The following is a 26,170-nucleotide window of genomic DNA, read 5'->3' on the forward strand; positions in this document are numbered from 1 at the left end:
CACTTCAAAAAACTCCGGTTTTTGAAGTGGTATTATTAACTTATATTCCTTTTATAATATTTATAAAATCATTTGTAGTTAAAGAAGCACCTCCTATTAAACCTCCATCAACGTCAGGTTGAGAAAAAATTTCTTTGGCATTTTCTGGTTTAACACTTCCTCCGTATAAAATGGAAACATTTTCGGCAATTTCATTTCCGTAACGTTCTAGGATTGTTTGTCTGATGAATTTATGCATTTCTTGTGCTTGTTCAGGAGAAGCTGTTTCTCCTGTGCCAATGGCCCAAACAGGTTCGTAAGCTAAAATTATATTTTTCCAATCAGAAGCATTTAAATGAAATAGAGCGTCTTTTAGTTGGTATTCTACTATGTTAAAATGTTGTGTGTTTTGACGGTGTTTTAATTCTTCTCCAAAACAGAAAATAATGTTCATTTGATGCTTTAGTGCTGTATCTACTTTATTGGCTAATAGAGCATCGGTTTCATGAAAATAAGCACGGCGTTCAGAATGTCCTAAAATAACGGTTTGGATTCCAATATTTGTTAACATATCAGCAGATATTTCTCCTGTAAAAGCACCGCCTTCTGCTTGGTGCATATTTTGCGCAACTACTTCTATAGTTGTATCGTTTGTTTGTTGAACTGCTTGTGATAAGTTAACAAAAGTAGGAGCTATGATTATTTTAGCGTCTGTTTCTGGAAGATTTGTAATTAGGTCTGCTATCAATTCTTGTGTTTGCTTAGCATTTTTGTTCATTTTCCAGTTACCAGCTACTATTTTTTGTCTCATATTGTATTTGTTAGTATTTTAAGATGCAAAGATATGTCTTTTAAAGAGTTAAAATATTTTTATTGCATGTTTTATAATGTTTTTAAAAGAAGGTTTATTTTTTCAGTATCTTTTTCAATGGCTCTAAATAAAACTACTTTTCCTTTTTTGTCTAAAACAATGTATCTAGGAATCCAGTCTAGATTTACTGATTTTCCAAAATTTCCTTTCATGTTTTCTCCTACAAACAATTGATCTCCTATTAATTCGTGTTTTTCAATTCCTGTTTTCCATGTTTCTGGAGTTTTGTCAAAAGAAATGAAAATAAATTTAGTATCAGGATTTTCTATTTGTAATTTTTTTAGATTGGGCATATTTTTAATGCAATCTCCACACCATGAAGCCCAAAATTCTAGAACAATACTTTTTCCTGCATTTTGAGATATTATTTCTTTTAATGTAATTTTTTGACCGTTAATGTCAGTTAAAGAATAATTTAAGGTTTCATTGTTGAGTTGTGTATCTTGTGCTTTTGAGCATGAGATATTAAGTATCATTGTGAGTATTAATGTTATTATTTTTTTCATTTATTTTAATTGTGTAAAGGGTTTATTAATTAATTCTTGGTAGTCTTTAGGATTGAATTGATTTTCGTTTATTCCAAAATAGTATTTATATTCATTTCCGTTCCATAAATATTTTACACCAGGGGTATCTTTTCCTGTTCCTAATAATTTCCAGAAGGGTATGATTTCTATGATTTTATAAGGGTATTCTGCGCCTGTTTCTTTGAAGAAATCAGGTATTTTTTCTGGTTCTTCGTTCATGAATAGAACTAGGATTTCAGGGAAATTTTTATTTGTGCGTTTTAACTCTGTTAGTTCTTTTGCTGCTTGACGACAATGATCACAACCAGGAACAAAGAAGCACAAGGTTTTACGACCATTATCAATTTTAGAAAAGAATTGAGTATAGCCTGATTTCTTTTTTAGAGGTTCATTGGTTGTTTTTTCTTTCTCTTCTTTTTTCTTTTCTGAGTTTTTTATTATAGAATCTTGAATAGTTATTTGTTCTTTTATACTATCTTTTTTAGTTGTAGAGGTGTCTATGGAAGTTGTATTTGTTACAATTTCAGTTGGTAATGCTAACTCACTTGCTGATTTGATAGGGGCTAATATGAAAATTATAAGGATAGAGACTAATGTGATTAGATTTATTGGCCAAATTTTATGGATTTGTGTATTGTCTTTTGGTAGCATAAAAAGAATTAAGCCAAGAATGATAATAGCAATGAAGTTTTTGATGATGGCTTCTATGGGAGTCATAGGTATTAATTCTCCAAAACAACCGCAGTTCCCTGAATTACCACCATTAATGAAAGTTTCATAAGACAAATGAATAATAAAAACAATAAGCAACGTAATGGTTGCAGGAATAATTACTTTTTTAAGATAATTATTTTGTAGAATTAGTATTCCTAGCGCCATTTCGATACCTATCAAAATTCTTGAAAACCAAGGGGCTATGCTTTCAGAAAATCCTAAAGGATACAATTGTTTTACTTCAAAAGTTGAAATTGCAAAATAGGGTGATGGGTACATTTTTGCAATAGCTGATATAATAAAGAGTAATGCTATTATAATTCGTAATAGGAGCGTCAGGTTTTTTTTCATTTTTTTATTTTTAAAGCATATAAATCCTGTATATTTCAGGATTTATAAAGTTGAGATTATTTCATGTTTTCTAATAAAATTAAGGCAAAAACGGAATAATTAATCATGTCTTGATAATTTGCATCAATGCCTTCACTTACTAAGGTTTTTCCTTTGTTGTCTTCAATTTGTTTTACTCGTAAAATTTTTTGTAAAATAAGATCTGTTAATGAACTTACTCGCATATCACGCCAAGCTTCTCCATAATCATGATTTTTAGCTTCCATAAGTTGTTTGGTGATTAGTACTTTTTCATCATATAGTTTTGTGGCTTCTTCTACATTTAGATCGGGTTGTGTTGCAACGCCTTTATCCAATTGGATTAGAGCCATGATAGAGTAGTTTATGATTCCTATAAATTCAGAGGTTTCTCCTTCATTTATTTTTCTTATTTCGTTTTCTTGTAAGGAACGAATACGTTGAGCTTTTATAAAAATTTGATCTGTAAGAGAAGGTAAACGTAAAATACGCCAAGCACTACCATAATCTTTCATTTTTTTAGTGTATAAATCGCGACAGTTGTTTATTATTGTGTCGTATTGTTGAGATGTATTACTCATTTGTATGCTATATTTGTGTCAAATTTTTCCAAAAATAGGGATTTTAAAATAAAATGTTGTTAATAAAATGCAAATGACTACGATAAATTGTAAAGGTAAACTTATTGATTTGATGATTCCAAGGGTTATGGGGATCTTAAATATAACGCCTGATTCTTTTTATGATGGAGGAAAATTAAAAACGGATGTTTCTGTTTTAAAACAAGCGGAAAAAATGCTGCTTGATGGAGCTACTTTTTTAGATATAGGAGGTCAATCAACAAGACCTAATGCACAGTTCTTGTCTGCAGATGAGGAATTAGGTAGGATAGAAGCAATTGTTTCGCTTTTGATAACTAAATTTCCAGAAGTATTGTTATCTATTGATACTTTTCATAGTAAGGTAGCGGATGAGTGTTTGCAAATAGGTGCTTCTTTGATTAATGATATTTCAGCTGGCGAATTAGATGAGAATATGTTTCGGATTATTGCTAAGCATAATATTCCATTTATTATGATGCATTTGAGAGGAACTCCTAAAACAATGCAGAAAATGGTAGATTATGATGATTTGCTTAAGGAAATATTGTTTTATTTTTCAGGAAAAATAGAAAAGGCAAGGAGTTATGGTATTAACGATTTGATTCTTGATCCTGGTTTTGGATTTTCTAAAACATTGGAACAAAATTTTGAGTTATTATCTAAAATGGAGCTTTTATCTATAGCTGAATTACCTATTTTAGTAGGGATGTCTAGAAAATCTATGATTTATAAGACATTAGATATTACAGTGCAGGAGGCATTAAATGGGACTACTGTTCTAAATACGATTGCAATAACTAAAGGGGCTTCTATTTTGCGTGTGCATGATGTAAAGGAAGCAGTAGAGGCTATCCGCCTTTGTCAAATGATATAGAAGAGACTGTCCAGAAAGTTTGCAATCTTGTCATTTCAATCAAAGGGAGAAATTACATAATGTTGATTATGAGACTCCTCCTTATCGGAGTGGCAAACTGCATATTGATTTATTACTTTTTGGACAGCCTCTTGAATGTTTTGAAATCTATTAGATAAAATTTTATTATATCGGATATTTTTCTAGAAGGAAATATTGTTAAATAAGATTCTTTTAGTTACAATATTTTAATAATTCTTTTTCTTGAGTACCTGATTTTTTCAAATCGTTACATACTGAATCTGTTTTTCCCAGTTCAATATTAGCCTTAGCTCTATAATAATTTAATGCATTTTCCTTTGGACCAATAATTAAACCTTTAGTACAAATTTCAGCACATTCTGAATATTGTTTGTTTTCAAAATAGGCTTGTGCTAAATAAAAATAAGGTATTTTCTGTTCTTTATTAGATGAAATTAATTTGTTTAGCATCTCTATAGCATCAGGGTATTTTTTAGAATTTAATTTTTCTAGTGCTTTAGAAAAAAGAGTATCTTGTTCAGGTGTAAAAGGATTATTAATTATTTCTCCATTTTGAGCAAATGTGATAAGACTTGATAATAAAGTAATAATAAAGATTATTTTTTTCATATTAGTAGGATTTAAAGATCAAATTTAATTAATTTTAATTAGTTGATTATTTGTTTTAGAAAAAAGTTTTATTATTAAATAACTGCTGTTGTAAATAATTGTGCTATTTGTGGGATAGTGTCGGGAGCTACAGGACGACCATTTTTTATAGCTACTCCTGTTATCTTAGCAGATACAATGAGTTTGTTATCGGATACTCGAATGATATTTTGATGAAAGATTACTTTTAGATTTCCTTCTTTTTCAGCACTTACTTCTACTTTAAAATGGTCTCGGCTAACAAGTGAATTTTTAAAATTGATTTCAATATTTTTTACAACTAATAAGATGTTGTTTTGAGCAAATTCAACAAAGTCTACTCCATGGTGGTGTAAAAATTGGTGTCTAGCGTGTTCTAGGTAGTTCTGATAAACGGAATTGTTTACAATTCCTTGTACATCTAATTCGTAATTGCGAACAGACATTTCAATAAAAAATTTTTCCATTGTATTTGGTTTATTTTATGTGATTACTAAATTGTGCTTCGTATAATTTTCTATAGACTCCTTTCTCTTTTTTTAAGAGAGAAGTATGAATGCCTTCTTCTACAATGATTCCTTTGTCTAGGACTAAGATCCGATCTGCATTTATAATTGTTGCTAAACGATGTGCAATGATAATAGAAGTTCTATTTTTTGTTAGGGTTTGCGTTGCTTTTTGAATTTTTTCTTCTAGATAAGGATCTATAGAAGACGTAGCTTCATCTAAAATTAATATGCTAGGATTGCTTACATAGGCTCTTAAAAAAGCGATTAACTGTCTTTGACCTGATGAAAGAGATGCACCTCGTTCTTTGACGTTATAATGATAATTGTTGGGTAAAGTCATGATGAAATCATGTACTCCAATTATTTTGGCGGCTTCTATGACTTGATCTTTAGATATTTTAGGATTTCTTAAGGTAATATTGTGATAGATGCTATCAGCAAATAAGAATACATCTTGAAGAACAATAGCTATTTGGGTTCTTAAGCTTTCTATGGTAAAATCTTTAATGTTTTGATTGTCTATGTAAATAGATCCTGCTTGGATATCGTAAAATCGGTTGAGTAAGTTAATAATAGTTGTTTTGCCAGCTCCAGTAGCTCCTACTATGGCAACGGTTTCGCCAGGGTTTAAACTTAAATTAAGATTTTGGAGTATATAGTCATCAGATTTATAACCAAAATAGACGTTTTTGAACTCTATTTTTCCTATAAATTTAGGAGCTTCAATCCTTCCATTTTTTTCTATGTTTTCTTGATAATCAAGAACTTCAAATACTCGTTGAGCAGCAATCATTCCCATTTGCATTTCGTTAAATTTATCTGCTATTTGCCTTAAAGGGGTAAAGAAGATTGTAATATACATAGTATATGCAAAAAGATGTCCTATGTTAGTAAAAGAATCATGTTCTAATAATAAATTACAGCCAAACCAAATTATAGCACTTAAGGTTAAATAGGTAACAATGTCAGCAATTGGAAAAAAAATAGAGTTATACCAAACATTTTTAACCCAAGCTTTACGATGTAAATGGTTTATTTTTTTAAAATTTTCAAATTCTTTTTCTTCTCGTGTGAAAAGTTGAACAATTTTCATTCCTGTTAATCGTTCTTGAATGAAAGTGTTCATGTTGGCAATTTGAGTTCGAACATCTTCAAATGCGTTTTTCATTTTTATTTGAAATATACGAATGGCGTACAATAATATTGGCATAGCTGCTATTACGATTAGAGTTAGTTTCCAATTCATGTATAGCATAAAAAAAAAGATAGTTCCCATTTTCATTAAATCGCTCATGATCATGAATAAACCTTGACTGAATATACGAGCTATAGCTTCAATGTCAGAGACAGAACGAGTAATTAATTTTCCCACAGGTTCTTTGTCAAAATATTGTATTTTGAAACTACTTATATGATGAAATAATTTTACACGGATATCTTTTACTATATCTTGCCCTAATACATTGGCCCAATAAACGAAGTAAAACTGGGCTAATACTTCAAGTAATAATGTAGTACCCATGATGCTTAGCATAATCAAAAAACCTGTTAGTTTTTTAGGAATGACATAATGATCTATAATGTTTTGTAACAAGTAGGGGCGTAATGCAGCAAAAATAGATAATAGAATAGCCCATATAATAACGCTGTAGTACCGCCATTTGTAGGGTTTGGTATAAGTGAGTATTCTTTTGAATAATGTACTATCAAATGCTTTCATCTATGTAAGGATAGGTTACTTTACTTAAAAATAATCCTTGTGCAGGAACTGAAAAACCTGCTTTTTTCCGGTCTTTACTTTCAATAATGGAAATTAAATCTTCTTTGGTGATTTTATGAGTACCAATATTAACCATAGTTCCTACAATAGCTCTTACCATATTTCGTAAGAAACGATCGGCAGTGATGGTGAAAACTAAATTTTGGTTTTCTTTACGCCAGTAGGCTTCTGTTATTTTGCAGTTAAAAGTGTGTACGTCTGTATGTGTTTTTGAAAAGCATTCAAAGTCAATGTATTTAAAAAGAATTTTGCATGCGTTATTCATGGCATCTATATCTAAAATATGATGATTATACCAAGCAAGTTCTGTATTAAAGGCATTTTTTTGAGTGCTGATATAATAATGGTAGGTTCTAGAGGTGGCATCAAAACGAGCATGTGCTTCATCATGTACTGGAATAATACGAAAGAGAGCAATATCTTTTGGTAAAAAAGAATTAACCCTTTGTTTTAGTTTCGCTAAATCTAGTTCTTTTTGAGTGTCAAAATGCCCATACATTTGCGAAGCGTGTACGCCAGTATCGGTTCTACCAGCTCCTACAATTTCTATATTTTCTTGTAAAAGTGTAGAAAAAACTTTATTTAAAGTCTCTTGTACGGAAATAGCATTGGGTTGATATTGCCAACCGTGATAATGAGTGCCTTTATATGCAAATTCAATAAAATATCTCAAGGTGTAAAAATTTGAGAACAAAGATAAAAGAAATGAAACAGATATTGAATGATCTTATAATACTATTAAAAAAAGCAGTATGTGATATTACTGCTTTTTTGATTTGATTAAAATGTTTTAAAATCGTCTACCATGTGCATGGTTAGGTTCTCTTTCCTCAGTTCTATACTCTTTTTGATCTCTATAGGAATTGTTATTTTCTCTTCTGTCTTCATAATGATCATCATTTCTTCTGTAATAATAATCATGATCATAGTCTCTATTTCTATAAGTTACATAATTTCCTCTTCTTGAATAAGCAGGTCCGTAATATTCGCTATGGTAGTTACGGTAGTTGTTTTTCCAATGATGTTTTTTGTGATAATTAAAAGAGGTCCAAGGACAGTTTCCTCTATAATCTATAATTACTCTAGGTGCTCTTTGTATATCATATTCTCTGCAATAGTCTGGAATAGTACTTGAACGACACCAGCCTCTTGGTCCTAAGTAGATATATGTTTGGTTAAAGTTATCATAATAGCATTCTAATTCAGGTAAATACACATACTGAATTTGGTTTTCAGAATAATTGGTACACCAATTAGGGTGTTCTGCTATGTTTAAATTTACTGAAACCTGAGCAGAAATTTGAAAATTTAGTATAACTAAAAAGACTCCGATTATAAATGATAGTTTTTTCATATTTTATGGTTTTGTTGAATTGTCTTTGTTATACTTTTCAATTATTATGCCAAAAAAATGAAGAATGGATCGTTTAAAAATTTAATAAATATTGGTAAACTTTTTCTGTTGGTAATCCTACTACGTTGGTATAAGAGCCTTCAATTTTTGAAATTCCAATTAAACCTATCCAATCTTGAATACCATAACTTCCCGCTTTGTCAAAAGGTTTGTAGTTTTTTAAATAATAATGTATAGTTTCGTCTGTTAGTAATCCAAAAGTTACTTTTGTTATTTCGTTAATAAGATCTTCTCTTTCTGTGGTTTTAAAACAAACAGAGGTAATGACTTCATGAGTGTCATTAGATAAGCTTTTAAGCATATTAAATGCGTCGTTATAGTCTATGGGTTTTCCTAAAGCTTTGTTGTTATGCCATACTAAAGTATCACTTGTAATAAGTAATTCGTTGGATTGTAATTCTTCATTAAAAGCAGAGGCTTTTAACTTTGCTAAGTAATCAGTAATTTCTAAAAAACTTAATGTTTCAGGGTATTTTTCTTCAATTTCTTTTAATTTAATAGTAAAATGAATGTCTAAATCTTTGAAAAATTGTTGACGACGGGGTGAGCCAGAAGCTAGTATTATTTGATGATTTTTAAATTTAGTGTGTAGCATAAAAATTCATGTTTAAACCAATAATTCCTATAGAAAGACTGCCTAATAATATGATTAGTTTTAATACATTACTCAGATGTTTATAGTCTTTTTGAGATTGAGCATTCCATACTTTTATAGCAAAATAAATAAGAGGTCCTATGATAAAAAAAAGAATATAAAGAGTGGCGTATAGGAGTTCAAAAAGGTTGATATATACATAAGATAAGATTAGGGTGATGGGAATAAAAGTAAGACCAAAAACAAGTTTTAATGTTCTGTTAGTTCCCAAGATAATGGGTAGTGTACGTATATCTTCGTTATAATCGCCTTTTATATCTTCAATATCTTTTATAATTTCTCGTAAAAAATTAATCATAAAGGCTATTATGGAAAAATCAATTAATACTGAGAATAAAAAGAGTAAATGTCCTTTATCTCCCATGGGAAGTACAGGGAAGAGGGTGAATAATCCAATAATAATAACGCTAAAGGCTAATAATAAAGACACAATAATATTCTTAATGAGTACTATTTGTTTTAGATCGGTAGCATATAAATACAATAGAGAAGCACATAAAATAAAAACAATTACAAAGTTGGGATGCTTAATTACGTGTGATAAATAATAGCCTGTAAGAACCCCTATGAGAGTAAAAGCAGTATAGAGATTATATGCTTTAGATTCACTAATGGTGTTACCTATAGGATTTTTGTTGGGTTTGTTAATAGCGTCAGTACCTTGATCAAAAATAGCATTTATAATGTATCCACCTGCTGCAATAAAAAGGGTTGCAACGATTAGTAATATATATTGCCAATTGTTAATAGCCAAAAGAGTAGGTTGTAGTTTTAAAAAACCAAAATAACATACTAATTGCATTAGTGCAATTAGGAGTAAGTTTTTGTATCGTATGAGGTGTAGGAATTTCATATTTTTTAATTTTATTTTGAATGTTTAAAAAAACTTTCCATCAAAATAAGTATTCCATTTTTCTTGGACTTTCATAACTTGTTCAATGACATCTCTAACGGCTCCTTTACCTCCGTTTATGTGTGAAATATATTTGGCAATCATTTTTATTTCAGGACTTGCATCTTGAGGACAAGTAGGAAGACCTACTAATTGCATGACATGATAATCAGGAATATCATCGCCCATATATAATACGTTTTGGGGTTGGATATTATAAATGTCGCAATATTCTTTAAAAGTTTCTACTTTGTTAGTTGATCCAAGGTAAATATCTGTTATGCCTAAGTTTCGTAATCGGATTCGTACGCCTTCATTACTACCTCCAGAAATAATACACACATTATAGCCACTTTCTATGGCTGCTTTCATGGCAAAACCGTCGCGTATGTTCATTTCTCGAAGCATTTCGCCTGTAGGAGTAATATGTACGGTTCCATTGGTTAAAACACCGTCTACATCCAATACAAATGTATTGATTTCGTTCATTATTTCTTTATAACTTTTATACATTGTCTATAATCGATTTTGTTAATAATTTATAAATTTCTTTATGAGTATCATTTTGTAAAAAATGAAGGTGTTCATTAATTGTAATGGAGTCTTTTCTCTTTGCTGGACCAGTTTGTGCATCTTTTGGGTTAAGTTGTTTTATTTTATTAGCTGTTTCTTTTATGAGAGGATAAAGGATTTCAAAAGGGATTTTATGTTCCATACAAATTTCATGTCCAATTTGGTATAAATGATTTACAAAATTACAAACAAAAACGGCTGATACGTGTAATGATTTTCGCTGATCTGAGTTAATTTTAAATGTTTGATTACTAATGGATTGTGAAATTTTTTCTAATAAAAAATAATCTTGATCAGATTCTGCTTCAATACAAATAGGAATTTCTTGAAAGTTAAGGGGTTTGTTTTTAGAAAAGGTTTGTAGTGGATAAAAAACACCTTTTCTTGCGGTTTTAGGAAGTATTTGAATGTTTAGAGTTCCTGATGTATGTACAATTAATTTGTTTTGAAAAGGTATTTTTTCTGCCAAAGAGTGTACTGCGGTGTCACTAACTGATAGAATATATATATCTGCTTCTTTTAATTCTTCTAAAGTATGAACTATATTTTCTTTTTTAAAATTAGGTATTTCAGTTGTAGTGTTTCGTGTATATACTTGTGTTATTTTTATCTCTTCTGTTAGTAGAAAAGCATTTATAAGATGAGAGGCTACATTTCCTGAGCCTAAAATTACCACTGTTGTCATGAAGCGAAATTACTAAAAAAGAAATTTCGTCCAAAATTTTACCTTAGAATGCTTGGGTGCTAAGAAAAAATAATGAAAAAGTGAATATATTTTTTATTAAATCGACAAACGAAAAGAAAAAAGTTTTATTTTGCAGATATTCAATTTCTAAAAATAATATTTTATGAGAAAATTATTAAGCTTATCCCTATTTTTTATTTGTTCTTATTCTGGTTTTAGTCAGATAAAAGTAATCCCTACGACTCCTTTAGAGCGTTTAGGAAGGGTAGGGAACAATAGTATATATGTGCATAAAGAAGGAAATATTTATACCTTTTTTTATAAAGATATAGAAAATCCAGAAGAATCACCTATACGTAATTTTTCTTTTAAAAATTTAGAGAATGATTATGAAAACTTTTTTAAAATCATAATAGACGGTTTTAGTGCTTCTCCAATGTATGATATAAAATTAGAACTACCAAACGATTTTATTTGGTTGCATTACACAAAGTCAACAGCTAAAACAACAGTGCAGTTTATGACTACTAATAAAGCTACAGCTACCACAGGTATTTCGGAAGCAATGACGTTAGATGAGGTTAAAAAATTATTTGAGAAATCTTAATATATTTTATAGAGCATTTGTATAACGAGATCTTACTTGTAGGGTCTCGTTTTTTTATTGATAAAAAAATCTTAAAAAAGAGCAAGATAAAAGTATTAAAGAAACAAAATAAGTATTTTTGTGCAGCTTAAAAATTTGAATTTCCCAATCATGGATAAAAAGATCTATTCCTTTCTGTTTTCAACCCGATTGATGGCTCTCTTATTTCTAGTTTTCGCGGCGGCTATGGCGGCTGGAACTTTTATAGAAGATGCCTATAATACAGATACCGCACGTATTATTATTTACAATGCTTGGTGGTTTGAGGTGATAATCGTGTTTTTTATTATTAATTTCTTAGGAAATATAAAACGATATCAATTGTATAAAAAAGAAAAATGGGCTACCCTTATGCTTCATCTTTCTTTTTTATTCATAATATTAGGTGCTTTTATTACCCGTTATATTAGTTATGAAGGAATAATGCCCATTAGAGAAGGTGCTACTGAAAATCAATTTTATTCAGATCGTACTTATTTGACTTATTTTGTAGATGGTATGCGCCAAAATGAATTTAAAAGAAGAATTTTTGAAAAACCTCTATTATTGTCAGCCACTGTTAATAATCACTTTATGGATGAGGAACAATTTGATGAAATTCCATTTAAAGTAGAGCTAGTAGATTTTATAATGGGAGCTAAAGAAATTGTAAAAGAAGATCCAAAAGGTAAATTGTATCTTAAGATGGTAGAAGCAGGAGGAGGACAGCGTCATGAACATTATCTAAAAGAAGGAGAAGTAGCCAGTATACATAATATTTTGTTCTCACTCAATCAATATACAAAAGGAGCTGTTAATATTACAATTAATGGTCAAGAATCTACAATAGAATCACCTTTTGATGGTAATTTTATGAGAATGGCAGATCAGTTAAAAGGAGTTGTTGTAAAAAACAATAAATCCACATTAATGTATCGTTCTTTATATAACGTGGGAGGCGCGCAATTTGTGTTTCCTGAAACAGCAATAAAAGGAGTAAAAGATTATCAGTCTAATGGAAACTATAAAGATAAAGAAAGCAATGACGCTTTGGTACTTAAAATAACAAATGAAGGAAAAGAAAAAAGAATAATTCTATTAGGTCAAAAAGGGAGTCCTGGTGAACCAGTTGCTTTTAAACAAGGAGGTTTAGAATATACCTTTCAGTATGGTAGTAAAATTTATGAATTACCATTTAAAGTTCGTTTGAACAAATTTATAGCCGCTAAATATCCAGGTACCGAAAAAAGCTATTCCGCTTTTGAGAGTCAAGTAAGTATATTAGACGACAAACCATTTGATGCACGTATTTATATGAACCATATTTTAGATTATAGAGGATACCGTTTTTTTCAATCAGGATTTGATCCTGATGAAAAAGGAACAAAATTATCTGTAAATCATGATTTTTGGGGGACTTGGATGACTTATCTAGGTTATACTTTATTATATATAGGATTAATAGCGATATTGTTTTTCGGAGATACTCGTTTTAATGATCTTAAAAGAAAATTAGAAAAAGTACGTAATAAGAAAACTAGTATGTTAACTATTGTTATTTTATTTTTTGCATTTTCTTTAAATGCCCAAAAAAAACATGCACACGCAATTCCTACAGAACAACAGATTGATTCAATACTAAATCGTTATAAAGTACCTGAAGAGCAAGCAGCCAAATTCGGTCGTTTAGTAATTCAGGACGAAGGAGGGCGTATGAAGCCAATCAATACTTTTTCATCCGAATTATTGCGTAAAGTCAGTAAAAAAGATACTTATAAAGAAATGAACTCTGATCAAGTTTTTTTGTCTATGACACAATTTCCACAAGTTTGGTATGAAATTCCTATCATTTTTATGCAAAAAGATAATGATAGTATTCATAAACTATTAGGTATTGAAAAGAAAGCTAAATATGCTAAACTAATTGATTTTTTTGATGAAAGAGGGAATTATAAATTATCCCAACAATTGGATAAAGCTTATAAAGCAATAGTGCCTAATCAATTTGAAAAAGATTTTATAGACGCAGATAAAAAAGTAAACTTATTATATTCGGCTATTTCAGGACAAATTTTAAAGATATTTCCAGTACCAGCTGATAAAAATAATAAATGGGTTAGTTTTTTAGAAATTAGCCATTCTACTGGAACTTCACTAGACACAATTAAAAATGTTTTGCCTTTTTATTTGAATTCATTGGATAAAGCAACAGCTTCTAAGGACTATAAATTAGCCAATAGTTTAGTGATAGGATTAGAAAAGTATCAAAAAAAATACGGATCAGCTGTAAGACCTTCGGATAAAAAAATTAATGCAGAAATATTATATAATAAATATGATGTGTTTAAAAAATTGTATTCTTGGTATATGTTAGCAGGACTGTTAATGTTTGTTTTTGTTATTGTGCAAATATTTAATAAGGCAAAATGGGTTCGTCTTTCTGTTAAAATTTTTCATGTACTTTTAGGAGTGTTTTTTCTGATCCACACTTTAGGTCTTGTTGCTAGATGGTATATTTCAGGACATGCTCCTTGGAGTAACGCGTATGAATCTATGATTTATGTAGGATGGTCTATTATGTTATTTGGGTTGTTTTTTGGAAGAAAGTCTAATTTAACAGTGGCTTCAACAGCTTTTGTGGCTTCTATGATTTTATGGGTGGCACATCAGAGCTGGTTAGATCCTCAGATAGCAAATCTTCAACCCGTATTAAATTCGTATTGGTTAATGATTCACGTAGCAGTAATTGTAGGAAGCTATGGTCCCTTTGCTTTAGGTGCCATTTTAGGATTGGTAGCTATGTTCTTAATGTTATTTACTAATAAAAAGAATCAGAAAGTAATGGATTTAAATATTAAAGAAATTACTTATATCAATGAAATGGCATTAACAATAGGTCTAGTTATGTTAACAATAGGTAACTTTTTAGGAGGTCAGTGGGCTAATGAGAGTTGGGGACGTTATTGGGGCTGGGATCCCAAAGAAACATGGGCCTTAATTAGTATTATGGTTTATGGCTTTGTTATTCACATGCGTTTTGTGCCTGCTTTAAGAGGAAAGTTTGTTTATAATTTTTTCAGCGTTTTAGCTTTTGCTTCTGTATTAATGACCTATTTTGGGGTTAATTTTCATTTAAGCGGACTCCATTCCTATGCAACTGGAGAGCGTCAAAATGTAGAAATTTATATTAAAATTCTGACTGGATTTTTATTGTTTTCAATAATAGTATATTATAAAATTTTAAAATTTAAAAAAAATGAATAGAATTATTGCAACTTTATGTATGCTTTTTTGTGCGATAACATGGGCACAAAAAAGTAAATCAAATACTGAAATTGAGAATACCATTTATCAATTTAAAGTAAAAGATATAAACGGAGAAATGTTTGATTTTGCTAAATTAAAAGGCAAAAAGATCATGATTGTTAATACCGCATCAGAATGTGGTTTAACACCTCAGTATGTTCAATTAGAAGAATTATACAAAACTTTTAAAGAACATAATTTTGTTATTGTAGGGTTTCCCGCTAATAATTTTGGAGCGCAAGAACCAGGTAGTAATGAACAGATTGCTACTTTTTGTAAGAAAAATTATGGAGTTTCTTTTCCTATGATGGAAAAAATATCTGTAAAAGGAAGTGATATACACACTCTTTATTCATTTTTAACCGAAAAAAAGAAAAATGGGGTGTTAGATAGTGAAGTAAAATGGAATTTTCAGAAATATTTGATAGATGAAAAAGGAAAACTAGTTAAGGTGGTAGCCCCTCAAACTTTACCAAATGCTGAAGAAGTGATTAATTGGGTGAAATCATAATATAGATGCTATCGTAAAAAATATTGAAACCTTAGTTTTTTTTCAAAAAGAAGATAAAATTTATTACGTATTCTAAGGATCTTTCATTCAAAAAAGATAGAATGATTATAATCTTTTACTATTTACACTTGTTTTTATTAAAAAGATAAGCATAGTCTTAACTTTTTTTTTAAATTCGCTATATCCACAAACAGCAAATTAAAATAAGACCAAAATGAAAAGAGGAGTTTTATTGTTAATGTCTATACTTGTATTTTCATGTAAAAATCAAGAAGAGACGTTAAAAAATGATGATTCAAGTAAAGAAGCTAAGAGTTTACAAGAAATTGTTATTGAAAAAAATTTAGAAGGACAGACTATTTATCAATATCAAGTTGTAGATATAAATGGAAAAATTTTTGATTTTTCAAAATTAAGAGGTAAAAAGGTTATAGTTGTTAATACTGCTACTGACTGCGGTTTTACGGATCAGTTAGAGTCCTTACAAAAAATGTATACTAAATACAAAAGAAGAGGATTAGAAATTGTTGCGTTCCCATCTAATGATTTTGGAGATTCTGAACCTTTGGAAAATGAAGAAATCAATGCTTTTTGTAAGACAAAATATGGTGTAACATTTCCGATAATGAGAAAAGTTAGCTTAAAGGGAAGTAATAGACATCCTGTGTATCAATTTTTGATGAGTAAAAATAAAAACGGTTTAAAAGATAACGTACTCCATTGGAATTTTCAAAAATATTTAATTAATGAAAGCGGTCATGTAGATCAAGTTTTAGGACCTCATGTAGCACCAGATAATCCAGCTGTTTTAGAGTGGATTAAATCATAAAAAATAAATGCGTTATTTCTTAATTGATTAACGCATTTATCTTTTGCCATAGGGTGTTATCAAAATCAGACAAAGCAAAATTAGGATTTTTAGGATTACTAGGTTCTCCCATTCTTATGATAACCATCTTTTTGCTAGGAATTACATATATTCTTTGATCAGAAGCTCCCATGGCAGCATACATATCAGAAGGAGCATTTGGGATTAATGTGCCAGTAAATACATTTTGTGAGTTAGGTAGCATAAAAGAAGTTTTACCATTTAACCACCAAAAATAGCCATAAGCTTGATTTATATTTTGAGAACTTGAAGTACTCTCATTAAAAAAGGTTTCATTTATTATTTGTTCATTATTCCACTTCCCTTTATTGAGAGCTAATAGACCAAAGCGAGCCATACTTCGAGTAGTGCTATAATAAATTCTATAAATAGGTCCCAAATACCAAGAACCATCCATTCCAATTTTATTTTTTAGTTTCAAATTATAATAATCCTCAAAAGAAGAGTTACTAGCATTTGCTATCACATCCATTTGTTTTTGAAAAATGTTATGATAAGCCCATCTATTACCTGCATCTGATTTATAGATAAGATCAGAAGGACTTGTTTTTTCTCCTTGTTCGTCATCAATACCTGAAGTCATCGTTAGGAGGTGTTTACACGTAATTAAATTTTCTTTTTCAATAGGAGTAATAGTCCATCCTATTCCTAAGTATTTAGAAACTTTATCGTTTATATTTAATATTCCTTCTTGTTGTGCAATTCCTGTAAGAGTAGAGATTAGGGTTTTTCCTGCGCTATTCCATTGCCATATTTGAGATACTGAATGACCATTTAAATATTCTTCTACCACAATACGACCGTTAACTAAAATCATAAATGATTTAGTATTCGTTTCTTTTAAATATATTTTTAATGTTTCAAAAGCAGCAGAATTCCAGTTAAGATCACTCCTGTTTTTAGTTTCCCAAGTACCTAAAGAGTTAGGAGGAAAATACATTTCTTCTGTTATAATGTTATTTTCAAAGGTTTTCTCGGATTGACAACTGATTATTCCTAAGAAAATAAATAATAACTTAGTCATTAGAATATTTTTTTTCATAAACTATTTTAGATTTTTATAAGTAATGAAACAAAAACAAGATTTTAGATCAATTCATTAATTTGATCAATACTAGAATCTTTATGGTTATGATATACATTAAAATGAAATTCATTTAGTTTTTTGAGTAATGAAAGTAAATTCTTTTTTTCTTCCTCATCTAATTTTGCTGAAAGTATTCTTGCTATTTGAGTTACATCTTCTACGGATTCGTTGAAAAAAGATTTTCCTTTTTGAGTGACTCGTAATCGTGTAATACGTTTGTCTTTTTCGTCAGGAAATTCTTCTAATAAAAGATTTTTTACGAGGCGTTTTATTATTTCAATACCAGTTTGTTTTTCGTGGGCATTTCGTTCAATTAACTGCATTTTTGTCAAGGATTCTTCATCTATGATGCGATACAAATAAGTAAATTCCTCGTTTGCTAATTGAGGGAAATCTTTTAATCCTCTACGAATCATTTGTTTGGAAAAACGACCTAATAAAATGACTTGTTTAGCAATTTCGTTTTCAATATCAAATACCGTCTTTTTTTTCTTTTTGAACAAAGCTGTAGGATTAGTGTTTTGATAAGCTTTTTCGTTCATCCATAGCCTAAAGTCATCAATACTAACATTTGTTTTGATAGGTATTTCTTGTTCAAATTCTTTGACCTGTAGTAATAGTTGTATGAAAAAATCAGTATTCATGTTAATTACAGTTTTATATTACTCATTCCGCCGTCTATGCTAATAATTTGTCCTGTTATCCAAGAGGAGAAATCGGAGAGCAAAAATACGATCATTTTTGCAATATCATTAGGATCGCCAATGTTCTGTAATGGATGCCTTTTTGCAGCGACTTCTATTTTTTCAGGAGTAGATAGTAATGAAGCGGATAGTTTTGTTGTAGTTAATGATGGAGCTATTGCATTAATGCGGATATTATGTTGAGCAAATTCAGCGGCTAAACTCCGAACCAATCCTTCAATTGCACTTTTACTAGTTGCAATAGAAGCATGAAAAGGCATGCCAATTTTTGCTGCTACACTACTAAAAAGGACTATACTGGCAGAATTGGATTTTTTTAAACGAGGTAATAATTGTTGAATTATTTTAACAGCACCTAATACATTTATTTCAAAATCTGCTCTAAAATCTTCTTCTATAAAACGATGAAAAGGTTTTAAATTAATGCTTCCTGGAGCATAAATAATTCCATCAATAATTTCCGGAAATACAATATCATCTAATTGATCAGTTATGATGTTTTTTTTATAAAACTGAATGTTTAAAGAATCAAATTCTGTAGAATACGTTTTTGAAATACCTATGACATGATTGGTATTATGTAATGCTTTTAAGGTAGCAAGTCCTATACCACTTCCACAACCTATAACAACTATATTTTTCATTTTTTTAATGTTTATAAAATGAATACTTATAATTCTTTTGTAATCAAAAGTTTAACGAAACAACGATTGCTAAAACTAGATTACACATTAGTAATTTATGACACATAAAAATGACTTTTAATTAAAAAAAGAAGTTCTTTTTTGTTTTCAATGTGATTCATCTACATTTGTGAAAAAAAAAAGGTGTTGTTATTTTCTTTTTCATCAAAAAGGCCAACGTATAATCTGGGGTAAAAATTCATCCTAGTCTTTTTTAATTAAATGGTCAATCATCCCATTAAATACAAAAACATGAAATGGAGAGACAGCATACCAATAAATTCGACCAAGAACTCCTTTAGGTCTAAAAACAGCTCGTTGATACAATTTGTTTTTCTTGATAGAAAATTCCAACCAAGCTTCGCCAGGTAATTTCATTTCTGCGAATAATAATAAACGTTTTTGTTGTTTATCAGCTAAAATAACTCGCCAAAAATCCAGAGAATCACCTGATTGAATTTCATTTTGATGTGTTCTGCCACGACGCAATCCTACTCCTCCAAAAAATTTATCTACAATCCCTCTTAATTCCCACATCCAGTTAAAAGCGTACCATCCGTTTTTTCCTCCTATAGACCAAATTTTTTCTAATGTTAATTTTTCATCAATTATATTTCTTACTCGTAAATCTTTAAAACAACCATAGGAAGGAACTTGTATATAATCATGTAATTGATTCTGAAAAAAACCACTACTCATAGCATCTTTCCAACTAGAAATAACAGCATTTTGCTCTATTTTTTGAAAGGCTAAAGCAACGGATTCTTCATAAGGAATAGGACTAATGTTTAACAACTCATTTATAGTACTTGGTTTTCCTATGACTTCAACCTTTAAACTATCAACTAAAGCTTTAGCTAAATTAAATGAAATAGAAGTAACAAAATACAGCCAATAAGAAGATAACTTTGGGGTCAAGACGGGTAGGGTAAAAATAGATCGTTTTAAGTTTCTAACAGCTCCAAATTTTAACAACATCTGTTTGTAAGTAAGTATTTCTGGACCAAAAATATCAAATGACTTATTATATGTTGCTTTTACTAAAATAGTTTTGGTGAGATAACTTAAAACATCTCTTATTGCTATAGATTGGGTTTTTGTATTGAGCCATTTAGGAGTTATCATAAGAGGCAATTTCTCTACAATATCACGTATAATTTCAAAAGAAGCACTGCCACTTCCAACGATGATGCCTGCTCTAAAAGTTGTTAGAGCATATTTTTCTGATTGTAAGGTTTTTTCAACACACAACCTAGATTGTAAATGTTTTGATAAAGTATTATTGTTTACAATGCCACTTAAATATACGACCTGTACACAATTTGTTTTTTCAATTAATATTTTAAAGTTTTCAGCACAAATTTTTTCCATTTTTTCAAAATCTCCTCCTGAGGCAGACATAGAATGGATTAAATAGTAAGCAACATCAATATCCTGTGGTAACTGAATTGTTTCAATATTTAAAAAATCTATTTTTATAAAAGTAATGTTAGGATGGTTTTCATAGATATAAGGAGTTCGGTTAAAATCGCGAATGCAGCATACCAATCTATGATTTGCTTCTAGCAACAAGGGAATTAAACGTTGTGCTATATATCCTGTAGTCCCTGTAATTAATATCTTCATCTGTAAACATTTTAAAAGTTATTGGTTTTCTTTGAGATAAACTAATACTAAATGTCCTTTTTTGAATTAGTAAAGTGTTTTTTTATCATTAAAAAACTAAATAATAACTACTTGTTAATTGTGTAAAAAAATATTCTTAAATAAGAAAAATTACTGTATCTTTATGTAAATAGCTGTATTCTAGTTTAATAACTTATTAGGTTAATTCAAATTTAGTAAAATATTTTTCTATTTACAATAAAATAGTATAGATTTGTACTAATTAAATTTTTCAAAATGAAAAAAGCAGTTATCATAGGTTCAGGATTTTCATCGTTAACAGCAGCCTGTTATATGGCAAAGGCGGGCTATAGTGTACAAGTTGTTGAAAAAAATGAACAGCTAGGAGGGAGAGCTTCCATGATGGAAATTGACGGTTTTAAATTTGATATGGGACCCAGTTGGTACTGGATGCCCGATGTGTTTGAACGTTTTTTTGCTGATTTTGGAAAAAAAGTAGAAGATTATTACTCGCTAGAAAAATTAACCCCCGCTTACCGAGTGTTTTTTGGTGAAAATGACTCTATAGATATTGATGATAACCTTGAAAAAATTGTAGACACATTTGAAAATATAGAGCAAGGAAGTGGAAAAATATTAAAACAATTTATAAAAGAAGCACATCATAATTATCAAATAGCTATTCACGACCTAGTATACAATCCAGGAAGATCAATAACGGAATTAATTTCAATACAAACAGCTAAAAGATTACATTTATTTACCACAACCATAGCAAAGCAAGTACGAAGTAGAATAAAAAATACTAAGCTGCGCAGTATTTTAGAATTTCCTGTTTTATTTTTAGGTGCTAAGCCTAGCAAGACTCCTGCTTTTTATAACTTTATGAACTATGCCGATTTTGGTTTAGGAACCTGGTACCCTAAAGGAGGTTTTAATGCTGTAGCATTAGGTATAGTACAGTTAGCTAAAGAACTGGGTGTTGTTTTTCATATAAATGAAGAAGTTCTATCTATTGAAAATATAAAACATAAAATAACTAAAATACGTACCACAAATAAAGAGTTTGAAGCAGATGTATTTATTTCAGGTGCAGATTATGCTCATACCGAAAATTTATTAAATAGAAATAGAAATTACCCCCCTAATTATTGGTCAAATAAAACATTTGCCCCAAGTTCTTTTTTGTACTATGTGGCATTTAATAAAAAAGTAAAACATTTGTTACACCATAATTTATTTTTTGATACCGATTTTGAACAACATGCAACAGAAATTTACGATACTTTTGAATACCCTAAAAAACCTTTATTCTATGCTAATTTTTCAAGTATAACAGATGATACCTTGGCTCCAGAAGGAAAAGAAATTGGGTTTTTCTTAATACCCGTAGCAGTGGATCTAAATGATAACCCAACCATACATGAAAAATATTTTGATATCATTTTAGAAAGAATCAAAAAATGCACCGGAGAAGATTTAAAGGAAGCGATAATCTTTAAAAAATCTTTTGGAGTAAATGATTTTAAACAACGCTATCATTCTTGTAAAGGCAATGCCTATGGACTGGCTAATACGCTACTACAAACCTCTGTTTTACGCCCCCGTATAAATAATAAAAAACTCAAAAATTTTTTTTATACAGGGCAACTTACCGTTCCAGGACCAGGAGTACCTCCCGCCTTAATTTCGGGTAAAGTAGTAACTGATTATATTCTAAAAAAACAATTATAAACTTCTAAACTTTAGACTATGAATAACGAGCAACTTTTTGATCATATTTCAGGGCTTACTTCAAAAATGGTAACCCAAAAATATAGCACTTCTTTTTCATGGGCATCTAAATTGTTTAAACCTGAAATAAGACAGCATATTTATAACATTTACGGATTTGTTCGTTTTGCTGATGAAATTGTAGATACCTTTCATCAATACGATAAAGCTAAATTAATGATGCTTTTTGAAAACGAATACCGAGCCTCTATTGAAAATGGTATTTCGCTTAATCCTATTATTAATTCGTTTTGTAAAACCCAGCGCGAAAAGAATATTCCACAACATTTAGTAGATTCTTTCTTGCATTCTATGAAAATGGATTTAGGAGAAATACAAAATCTAAACGATCAAAAATACAACGAATATATTTACGGAAGTGCAGAAGTAGTAGGATTAATGTGTTTAAAAGTGTTTTTAAATGGAAACGTTCTGGAATATGAACAATTAAAACCTTATGCACAAAGTTTAGGAGCTGCTTTTCAAAAAATTAATTTTTTAAGAGATATTAGTGCTGATTTTAACGATTTAGGGCGAACTTATTTTCCTCAGGTTAATTTTAAATGTTTTTCTACGTATGAAAAAATAAATATAGAAAATGACATTGAAAATGATTTTCAAAACGCTTTAATAGGAATAAAACGATTGCCTATTTCTTCTAAAATAGCCGTTTATATGGCTTATAAATATTACTTAAGCCTATTTAAAAAAATTAAGCAGTGTAAACCCGAAGTTTTAATTACCCAAAGAATTAGAGTTTCTAATATTAGAAAAGTTTACCTTTTTGGCGAAATGATGGTATTTAAAAATTTAAATTTAATTAAATAAAATCCCTTACAATAACAAACATAAAAAAATTATGCAAATGATTTATTACACACTTATTACGCTACTTGTTTTTATAGCAATGGAAGGTATTACTTGGCTTACACATAAATACATTATGCACGGTTTAGGCTGGTATTTTCATGAAGACCACCATCAACCAGGATATCCTCATGTTTTCGAAAAAAATGATTTCTTTTTTATAGTATTTGCCACCCCAAGCATTTTATTATTCTTTTTTGGAGCAAACAACGGGATAAATGCACTTTTTTTTATAGGATTAGGCATCTTTTTTTATGGATTAGCCTATTTCTTAATACATGACATTCTTATTCACAGAAGATTCAAATGGTTTGAAAATACAAATAATTGGTATTTACGAGGACTAAGAAAAGCTCATAAAGTACATCACAAACACCTAGGTAAAACAGATGGCGAATGTTTCGGAATGTTATTTGTACCCATAAAATATTTTAAAGAAGCTAGAAAATCGAATACAAAATATTAAAATCTTGGAAAAATACTACTACCTCATATTAGATATAACCAGTTTTGCCATTCCCTTTCTATTTAGTTTTGAGAAGAAATGGATCCACTTTATTCGTTTTTGGAAACCTTATTTTCTATCCATTATTGTTGTAGGGTTATTTTTTATTATTTGGGATATTTATTTTGCCTATCAAGAAATTTGGGGTTTTAATAACACCTACTTAATGGGTATTCGCTTTTTAAAATTACCCATAGAAGAATGGTTGTTTTTTTTGCTAATACCCTATGCTAGTAACTTTATACATTATTCCATGTGTTATTTTTTTCCTTACATTAAATTGACTAAAAAAGCAACCCAAAACATAAGTGTTAGTCTGTTTATTATTAGCGTATTATTACTTGTTTTTAATTTAGAAAAAAAATACACCGCTTCAAGCTTAGGTCTTTTTGCATTAATTATGTTCTTACAAAGCATATATAAATGGCGTTATGCTCGTCAGTTTTATATAAGTTTTGTTATTATTTACATTCCTTTTTTTTTAGTTAATTCAGCACTTACAGGAATGTTTACCTCGCAAGCTGTTGTGTATTACAACAATACCGAAAACTTAAATATTCAAATAGGAACCATGCCTTTAGAAGATAATTTTTATTGTTTTACAATGCTTTATAGTAGCATACTCCTGTTTGAATATCTTAGAGAAAAATGGAACTATACTACTCAATTATCCTATAAAAATTTAAAAAGATGAATATTAGCATAAAAAAACAATCAGGTATTTATACCCTAACTTCTAAGCAAATACTACCTATTAGCTTAGATGAAGCATGGCATTTTTTTACCTTGCCCAAAAATCTTGATAAAATTACACCTAAGGATATGGATTTTCGTATTACTAATAACCCCAGTAATACTACCTATGCAGGGCAAATTATTACCTACAAAATAGGTGTTTTTCCTTTTTTTAAAAATAATTGGATAACCGAAATTACACATTTAGAGAACCAAAAATTTTTTGTAGATGAACAACGTTTTGGTCCCTATACTATGTGGCATCATGAACATCATTTTGAAGAAACACCACAAGGAAACGTATTAATGACCGATATTGTTAATTTTAAACTACCACTAGGGCTTCTAGGTAATTTAATGGCAGGATGGTGGGTGTCTAATAAAGTGCGTTATATTTTTCAGAGTCGATACCGTATTTTAGCTAACATGTTTCAATAATTAATTAAAAATGACAATTTTTTGGTACAGAAGAGATTTACGAGTAGAGGACAATGCAGCCTTATACTTTGCTTTGCAAGAAAACCAGAGCGTATTACCCATTTTTATTTTTGATACTACTATTTTAAATCAATTAGAAAAAACGGATGCTCGGGTTTCCTTTATTCATCAACAATTACAATATATAGACAAGCAGTTTAAAGTAGTAAACAAGTCTTTAGCTATTTTTTATGGCAATCCGGTAGAAATTTTTTCAGAACTTATAAAAAAGCATAAAATTGAAAATGTTTACACAAACCATGATTATGAGCCAGCCGCCAGAAAACGGGATAAAGCCATTAATGAGCTACTAAAATCACACCAAGTAGCTTTTAAAACATGTAAAGATCAAGTTATTTTTGAAAAATCAGAAATACTAAAAAACAATCAAACACCTTATGTGGTTTATACACCCTATTCTAAAAAATGGAAAGAAAAATTAAATACAATACAATTACCATATTACCCCTCTGAAAAATTAATACATAAAATAATACAACATAATTACCCTTTTTTAAGTTTAAATGACATTAGTTTTAAACCTACTACTATTGTAGTACCTAAATATAATATTTCAGATGCCTTGATAAACCATTACGAAACCACTCGTAATTATCCCAGTTTACCAGGAACCTCATTATTAAGCATTCATTTACGTTTTGGAACTCTAAGCATACGAAAATTAGTAGAACATGTGCGCACCTTTGAAAACCCAACGTTTCTAAACGAACTGATTTGGAGAGAATTTTTTATGCAAATTTTATGGCATTTTCCCCATACAATTCACAAGAGTTTCAAGGATAAATATGATCATATACCATGGGAAAATAATGAGCTTTTTTTTCAAAAATGGTGTCAAGGACAAACAGGTTATCCCTTTGTAGATGCAGGTATGCGAGAGCTTAATGCAACAGGGCACATGCACAACCGCGTACGAATGATTGTGGCAAGCTTTTTATGCAAACATTTATTAATAGACTGGCGTTGGGGTGAAGCTTATTTTGCTACAAAATTATTAGATTATGAGCAATCAAGTAATGTAGGTAACTGGCAATGGGCTGCAGGGAGTGGGGTAGATGCAGCACCTTATTTTAGGATTTTTAACCCAACCGAGCAGATTAAAAAGTTTGACCCTAATTTACAATACATCAAAAAATGGATTCCAGAGCTAGAAACTCCTAACTATCCTAAACCTATAGTAGACCATAAAATAGCTCGTGAAAAATGTTTAACAATATATAAAATAACAGTGGGTTAAGTGTGTTTTTAGTGTTTATTGTTATAAAAAAT

28 protein-coding genes are annotated in these 26,170 nt (G+C 29.8%); 11 read left to right on the forward strand and 17 right to left on the reverse strand.

What is annotated here, in order from left to right:
* Nucleotides 1-40 precede the first annotated feature (40 nt).
* From tpiA to ACUXZJ_RS08565, 4 genes are all read right to left on the reverse strand, one after another.
* Complete coding sequence (gene tpiA / locus ACUXZJ_RS08550) at nt 41-790, reverse strand: triose-phosphate isomerase (protein WP_060381743.1); 750 nt, start codon at nt 788-790, stop codon at nt 41-43.
* Between the two features lie 71 nt (nt 791-861).
* Entirely contained in the window at nt 862-1,356 is a 495-nt protein-coding gene (locus ACUXZJ_RS08555) for a TlpA family protein disulfide reductase (RefSeq protein WP_060381744.1), read from the reverse strand.
* Entirely contained in the window at nt 1,357-2,442 is a 1,086-nt protein-coding gene (locus ACUXZJ_RS08560; protein ID WP_060381745.1) for a MauE/DoxX family redox-associated membrane protein, read from the reverse strand.
* A 56-nt stretch (nt 2,443-2,498) separates the two neighbouring features.
* A complete protein-coding gene (locus tag ACUXZJ_RS08565; protein ID WP_060381746.1) occupies nt 2,499-3,041 on the reverse strand; it encodes a DUF1599 domain-containing protein in 543 nt (180 codons plus the stop codon).
* Between the two features lie 67 nt (nt 3,042-3,108).
* Between ACUXZJ_RS08565 and folP the strand changes: the two genes are divergently transcribed.
* Nucleotides 3,109-3,936, forward strand: a complete 828-nt coding sequence (gene folP / locus ACUXZJ_RS08570) for a dihydropteroate synthase (protein WP_060381747.1) — start codon at nt 3,109-3,111, stop codon at nt 3,934-3,936.
* Between the two features lie 213 nt (nt 3,937-4,149).
* Here folP and ACUXZJ_RS08575 read toward each other — a convergent pair whose 3' ends face one another.
* The 9 genes from ACUXZJ_RS08575 to ACUXZJ_RS08615 all read right to left on the reverse strand — a co-directional run bounded on the left by ACUXZJ_RS08575 (nt 4,150) and on the right by ACUXZJ_RS08615 (nt 11,092).
* On the reverse strand, nt 4,150-4,566 hold the full coding sequence (locus tag ACUXZJ_RS08575) for a tetratricopeptide repeat protein (protein ID WP_060381748.1): 417 nt from the start codon (nt 4,564-4,566) through the stop codon (nt 4,150-4,152).
* Nucleotides 4,567-4,640: 74 nt separating this feature from the next.
* Nucleotides 4,641-5,051 carry an acyl-CoA thioesterase gene (locus ACUXZJ_RS08580; RefSeq protein ID WP_060381749.1) on the reverse strand — a complete coding sequence of 137 codons (411 nt, stop codon included), beginning with the start codon at nt 5,049-5,051 and terminating at the stop codon, nt 4,641-4,643.
* 10 nt (nt 5,052-5,061) lie between these two features.
* Nucleotides 5,062-6,813: an ABC transporter ATP-binding protein gene (locus ACUXZJ_RS08585; protein ID WP_063744110.1), complete on the reverse strand. Its 1,752-nt coding sequence runs from the start codon at nt 6,811-6,813 to the stop codon at nt 5,062-5,064.
* Nucleotides 6,800-7,546: a tRNA pseudouridine(38-40) synthase TruA gene (gene truA, locus ACUXZJ_RS08590; RefSeq protein WP_060381751.1), complete on the reverse strand. Its 747-nt coding sequence runs from the start codon at nt 7,544-7,546 to the stop codon at nt 6,800-6,802. Before truA ends, ACUXZJ_RS08585 begins: the two co-directional genes overlap by 14 nt.
* Nucleotides 7,547-7,663: 117 nt before the next feature.
* Entirely contained in the window at nt 7,664-8,227 is a 564-nt protein-coding gene (locus ACUXZJ_RS08595; RefSeq protein WP_060381752.1) for a hypothetical protein, read from the reverse strand.
* A gap of 73 nt (nt 8,228-8,300) precedes the next feature.
* Nucleotides 8,301-8,882 (reverse strand): Maf-like protein, encoded by a 582-nt coding sequence (locus ACUXZJ_RS08600; RefSeq protein ID WP_060381753.1) that lies wholly within the window; start codon nt 8,880-8,882, stop codon nt 8,301-8,303.
* Nucleotides 8,869-9,795 (reverse strand): geranylgeranylglycerol-phosphate geranylgeranyltransferase, encoded by a 927-nt coding sequence (locus ACUXZJ_RS08605; protein ID WP_060381754.1) that lies wholly within the window; start codon nt 9,793-9,795, stop codon nt 8,869-8,871. The genes ACUXZJ_RS08600 and ACUXZJ_RS08605 overlap by 14 nt, the downstream gene beginning before the upstream one ends.
* Nucleotides 9,796-9,819: 24 nt before the next feature.
* Nucleotides 9,820-10,347 (reverse strand): KdsC family phosphatase, encoded by a 528-nt coding sequence (locus ACUXZJ_RS08610; protein ID WP_063744108.1) that lies wholly within the window; start codon nt 10,345-10,347, stop codon nt 9,820-9,822.
* The gene (locus ACUXZJ_RS08615) at nt 10,340-11,092 is read right to left on the reverse strand and encodes a Rossmann-like and DUF2520 domain-containing protein (protein WP_446194708.1); all 753 of its coding nucleotides are present in this window, start codon (nt 11,090-11,092) and stop codon (nt 10,340-10,342) included. Before ACUXZJ_RS08615 ends, ACUXZJ_RS08610 begins: the two co-directional genes overlap by 8 nt.
* Nucleotides 11,093-11,255: 163 nt before the next feature.
* On the opposite strand from ACUXZJ_RS08615, the gene ACUXZJ_RS08620 reads away from it, so the two are divergent.
* From ACUXZJ_RS08620 to ACUXZJ_RS08635, 4 genes are all read left to right on the forward strand, one after another.
* On the forward strand, nt 11,256-11,699 hold the full coding sequence (locus tag ACUXZJ_RS08620) for a hypothetical protein (RefSeq protein ID WP_060381757.1): 444 nt from the start codon (nt 11,256-11,258) through the stop codon (nt 11,697-11,699).
* 150 nt (nt 11,700-11,849) lie between these two features.
* Complete coding sequence (gene ccsA, locus ACUXZJ_RS08625; protein WP_446194711.1) at nt 11,850-14,981, forward strand: cytochrome c biogenesis protein CcsA; 3,132 nt, start codon at nt 11,850-11,852, stop codon at nt 14,979-14,981.
* 19 nt (nt 14,982-15,000) lie between these two features.
* Complete coding sequence (locus tag ACUXZJ_RS08630; RefSeq protein WP_060383802.1) at nt 15,001-15,534, forward strand: glutathione peroxidase; 534 nt, start codon at nt 15,001-15,003, stop codon at nt 15,532-15,534.
* A gap of 214 nt (nt 15,535-15,748) precedes the next feature.
* A complete protein-coding gene (locus ACUXZJ_RS08635; protein ID WP_060381759.1) occupies nt 15,749-16,363 on the forward strand; it encodes a glutathione peroxidase in 615 nt (204 codons plus the stop codon).
* 19 nt (nt 16,364-16,382) lie between these two features.
* Here ACUXZJ_RS08635 and ACUXZJ_RS08640 read toward each other — a convergent pair whose 3' ends face one another.
* The 4 genes from ACUXZJ_RS08640 to ACUXZJ_RS08655 form a co-directional block, all read right to left on the reverse strand.
* Nucleotides 16,383-17,447 carry a serine hydrolase domain-containing protein gene (locus ACUXZJ_RS08640; protein ID WP_446194713.1) on the reverse strand — a complete coding sequence of 355 codons (1,065 nt, stop codon included), beginning with the start codon at nt 17,445-17,447 and terminating at the stop codon, nt 16,383-16,385.
* A 62-nt stretch (nt 17,448-17,509) separates the two neighbouring features.
* The gene (locus ACUXZJ_RS08645) at nt 17,510-18,154 is read right to left on the reverse strand and encodes a MarR family winged helix-turn-helix transcriptional regulator (RefSeq protein WP_060381761.1); all 645 of its coding nucleotides are present in this window, start codon (nt 18,152-18,154) and stop codon (nt 17,510-17,512) included.
* Nucleotides 18,155-18,159: 5 nt separating this feature from the next.
* Complete coding sequence (locus ACUXZJ_RS08650; protein WP_446194716.1) at nt 18,160-18,858, reverse strand: SDR family NAD(P)-dependent oxidoreductase; 699 nt, start codon at nt 18,856-18,858, stop codon at nt 18,160-18,162.
* Between the two features lie 243 nt (nt 18,859-19,101).
* A complete protein-coding gene (locus tag ACUXZJ_RS08655) occupies nt 19,102-20,523 on the reverse strand; it encodes an SDR family oxidoreductase (RefSeq protein WP_060381763.1) in 1,422 nt (473 codons plus the stop codon).
* Between the two features lie 276 nt (nt 20,524-20,799).
* Between ACUXZJ_RS08655 and ACUXZJ_RS08660 the strand changes: the two genes are divergently transcribed.
* From ACUXZJ_RS08660 to ACUXZJ_RS08685, 6 genes are read left to right on the forward strand one after another with little or no spacing between them, the layout of a single operon-like run.
* The gene (locus ACUXZJ_RS08660; protein ID WP_063744104.1) at nt 20,800-22,257 is read left to right on the forward strand and encodes a phytoene desaturase family protein; all 1,458 of its coding nucleotides are present in this window, start codon (nt 20,800-20,802) and stop codon (nt 22,255-22,257) included.
* A gap of 18 nt (nt 22,258-22,275) precedes the next feature.
* Nucleotides 22,276-23,124 (forward strand): phytoene/squalene synthase family protein, encoded by an 849-nt coding sequence (locus ACUXZJ_RS08665; protein WP_060381765.1) that lies wholly within the window; start codon nt 22,276-22,278, stop codon nt 23,122-23,124.
* A 31-nt stretch (nt 23,125-23,155) separates the two neighbouring features.
* On the forward strand, nt 23,156-23,629 hold the full coding sequence (locus tag ACUXZJ_RS08670) for a sterol desaturase family protein (RefSeq protein ID WP_174647494.1): 474 nt from the start codon (nt 23,156-23,158) through the stop codon (nt 23,627-23,629).
* A 4-nt stretch (nt 23,630-23,633) separates the two neighbouring features.
* Nucleotides 23,634-24,362, forward strand: coding sequence for a lycopene cyclase domain-containing protein (locus ACUXZJ_RS08675; RefSeq protein WP_063744103.1), 729 nt, complete (start codon nt 23,634-23,636; stop codon nt 24,360-24,362).
* On the forward strand, nt 24,359-24,841 hold the full coding sequence (locus ACUXZJ_RS08680) for an SRPBCC family protein (protein ID WP_063744102.1): 483 nt from the start codon (nt 24,359-24,361) through the stop codon (nt 24,839-24,841). The genes ACUXZJ_RS08675 and ACUXZJ_RS08680 overlap by 4 nt, the downstream gene beginning before the upstream one ends.
* A 10-nt stretch (nt 24,842-24,851) precedes the next feature.
* A complete protein-coding gene (locus ACUXZJ_RS08685; RefSeq protein ID WP_063744101.1) occupies nt 24,852-26,138 on the forward strand; it encodes a cryptochrome/photolyase family protein in 1,287 nt (428 codons plus the stop codon).
* The last annotated feature ends 32 nt before the right edge of the window (nt 26,139-26,170 follow it).

The organism is Flavobacterium sp. TN-1 (assembly GCF_052828645.1).

Bases quoted from the DNA above. Each gene is read 5' to 3' on its own strand.
- tpiA (WP_060381743.1), bottom strand. From the start codon at position 790: ATGAGACAAAAAATAGTAGCTGGTAACTGGAAAATGAACAAAAATGCT.
- ACUXZJ_RS08555 (WP_060381744.1), bottom strand. From the start codon at position 1,356: ATGAAAAAAATAATAACATTAATACTCACAATGATACTTAATATCTCA.
- ACUXZJ_RS08560 (WP_060381745.1), bottom strand. From the start codon at position 2,442: ATGAAAAAAAACCTGACGCTCCTATTACGAATTATAATAGCATTACTC.
- ACUXZJ_RS08565 (WP_060381746.1), bottom strand. From the start codon at position 3,041: ATGAGTAATACATCTCAACAATACGACACAATAATAAACAACTGTCGC.
- folP (WP_060381747.1), top strand. From the start codon at position 3,109: ATGCAAATGACTACGATAAATTGTAAAGGTAAACTTATTGATTTGATG.
- ACUXZJ_RS08575 (WP_060381748.1), bottom strand. From the start codon at position 4,566: ATGAAAAAAATAATCTTTATTATTACTTTATTATCAAGTCTTATCACA.
- ACUXZJ_RS08580 (WP_060381749.1), bottom strand. From the start codon at position 5,051: ATGGAAAAATTTTTTATTGAAATGTCTGTTCGCAATTACGAATTAGAT.
- ACUXZJ_RS08585 (WP_063744110.1), bottom strand. From the start codon at position 6,813: ATGAAAGCATTTGATAGTACATTATTCAAAAGAATACTCACTTATACC.
- ACUXZJ_RS08595 (WP_060381752.1), bottom strand. From the start codon at position 8,227: ATGAAAAAACTATCATTTATAATCGGAGTCTTTTTAGTTATACTAAAT.
- ACUXZJ_RS08600 (WP_060381753.1), bottom strand. From the start codon at position 8,882: ATGCTACACACTAAATTTAAAAATCATCAAATAATACTAGCTTCTGGC.
- ACUXZJ_RS08605 (WP_060381754.1), bottom strand. From the start codon at position 9,795: ATGAAATTCCTACACCTCATACGATACAAAAACTTACTCCTAATTGCA.
- ACUXZJ_RS08610 (WP_063744108.1), bottom strand. From the start codon at position 10,347: ATGTATAAAAGTTATAAAGAAATAATGAACGAAATCAATACATTTGTA.
- ACUXZJ_RS08615 (WP_446194708.1), bottom strand. From the start codon at position 11,092: ATGACAACAGTGGTAATTTTAGGCTCAGGAAATGTAGCCTCTCATCTT.
- ACUXZJ_RS08620 (WP_060381757.1), top strand. From the start codon at position 11,256: ATGAGAAAATTATTAAGCTTATCCCTATTTTTTATTTGTTCTTATTCT.
- ccsA (WP_446194711.1), top strand. From the start codon at position 11,850: ATGGATAAAAAGATCTATTCCTTTCTGTTTTCAACCCGATTGATGGCT.
- ACUXZJ_RS08630 (WP_060383802.1), top strand. From the start codon at position 15,001: ATGCTTTTTTGTGCGATAACATGGGCACAAAAAAGTAAATCAAATACT.
- ACUXZJ_RS08635 (WP_060381759.1), top strand. From the start codon at position 15,749: ATGAAAAGAGGAGTTTTATTGTTAATGTCTATACTTGTATTTTCATGT.
- ACUXZJ_RS08640 (WP_446194713.1), bottom strand. From the start codon at position 17,447: ATGACTAAGTTATTATTTATTTTCTTAGGAATAATCAGTTGTCAATCC.
- ACUXZJ_RS08645 (WP_060381761.1), bottom strand. From the start codon at position 18,154: ATGAATACTGATTTTTTCATACAACTATTACTACAGGTCAAAGAATTT.
- ACUXZJ_RS08650 (WP_446194716.1), bottom strand. From the start codon at position 18,858: ATGAAAAATATAGTTGTTATAGGTTGTGGAAGTGGTATAGGACTTGCT.
- ACUXZJ_RS08655 (WP_060381763.1), bottom strand. From the start codon at position 20,523: ATGAAGATATTAATTACAGGGACTACAGGATATATAGCACAACGTTTA.
- ACUXZJ_RS08660 (WP_063744104.1), top strand. From the start codon at position 20,800: ATGAAAAAAGCAGTTATCATAGGTTCAGGATTTTCATCGTTAACAGCA.
- ACUXZJ_RS08665 (WP_060381765.1), top strand. From the start codon at position 22,276: ATGAATAACGAGCAACTTTTTGATCATATTTCAGGGCTTACTTCAAAA.
- ACUXZJ_RS08670 (WP_174647494.1), top strand. From the start codon at position 23,156: ATGCAAATGATTTATTACACACTTATTACGCTACTTGTTTTTATAGCA.
- ACUXZJ_RS08680 (WP_063744102.1), top strand. From the start codon at position 24,359: ATGAATATTAGCATAAAAAAACAATCAGGTATTTATACCCTAACTTCT.
- ACUXZJ_RS08685 (WP_063744101.1), top strand. From the start codon at position 24,852: ATGACAATTTTTTGGTACAGAAGAGATTTACGAGTAGAGGACAATGCA.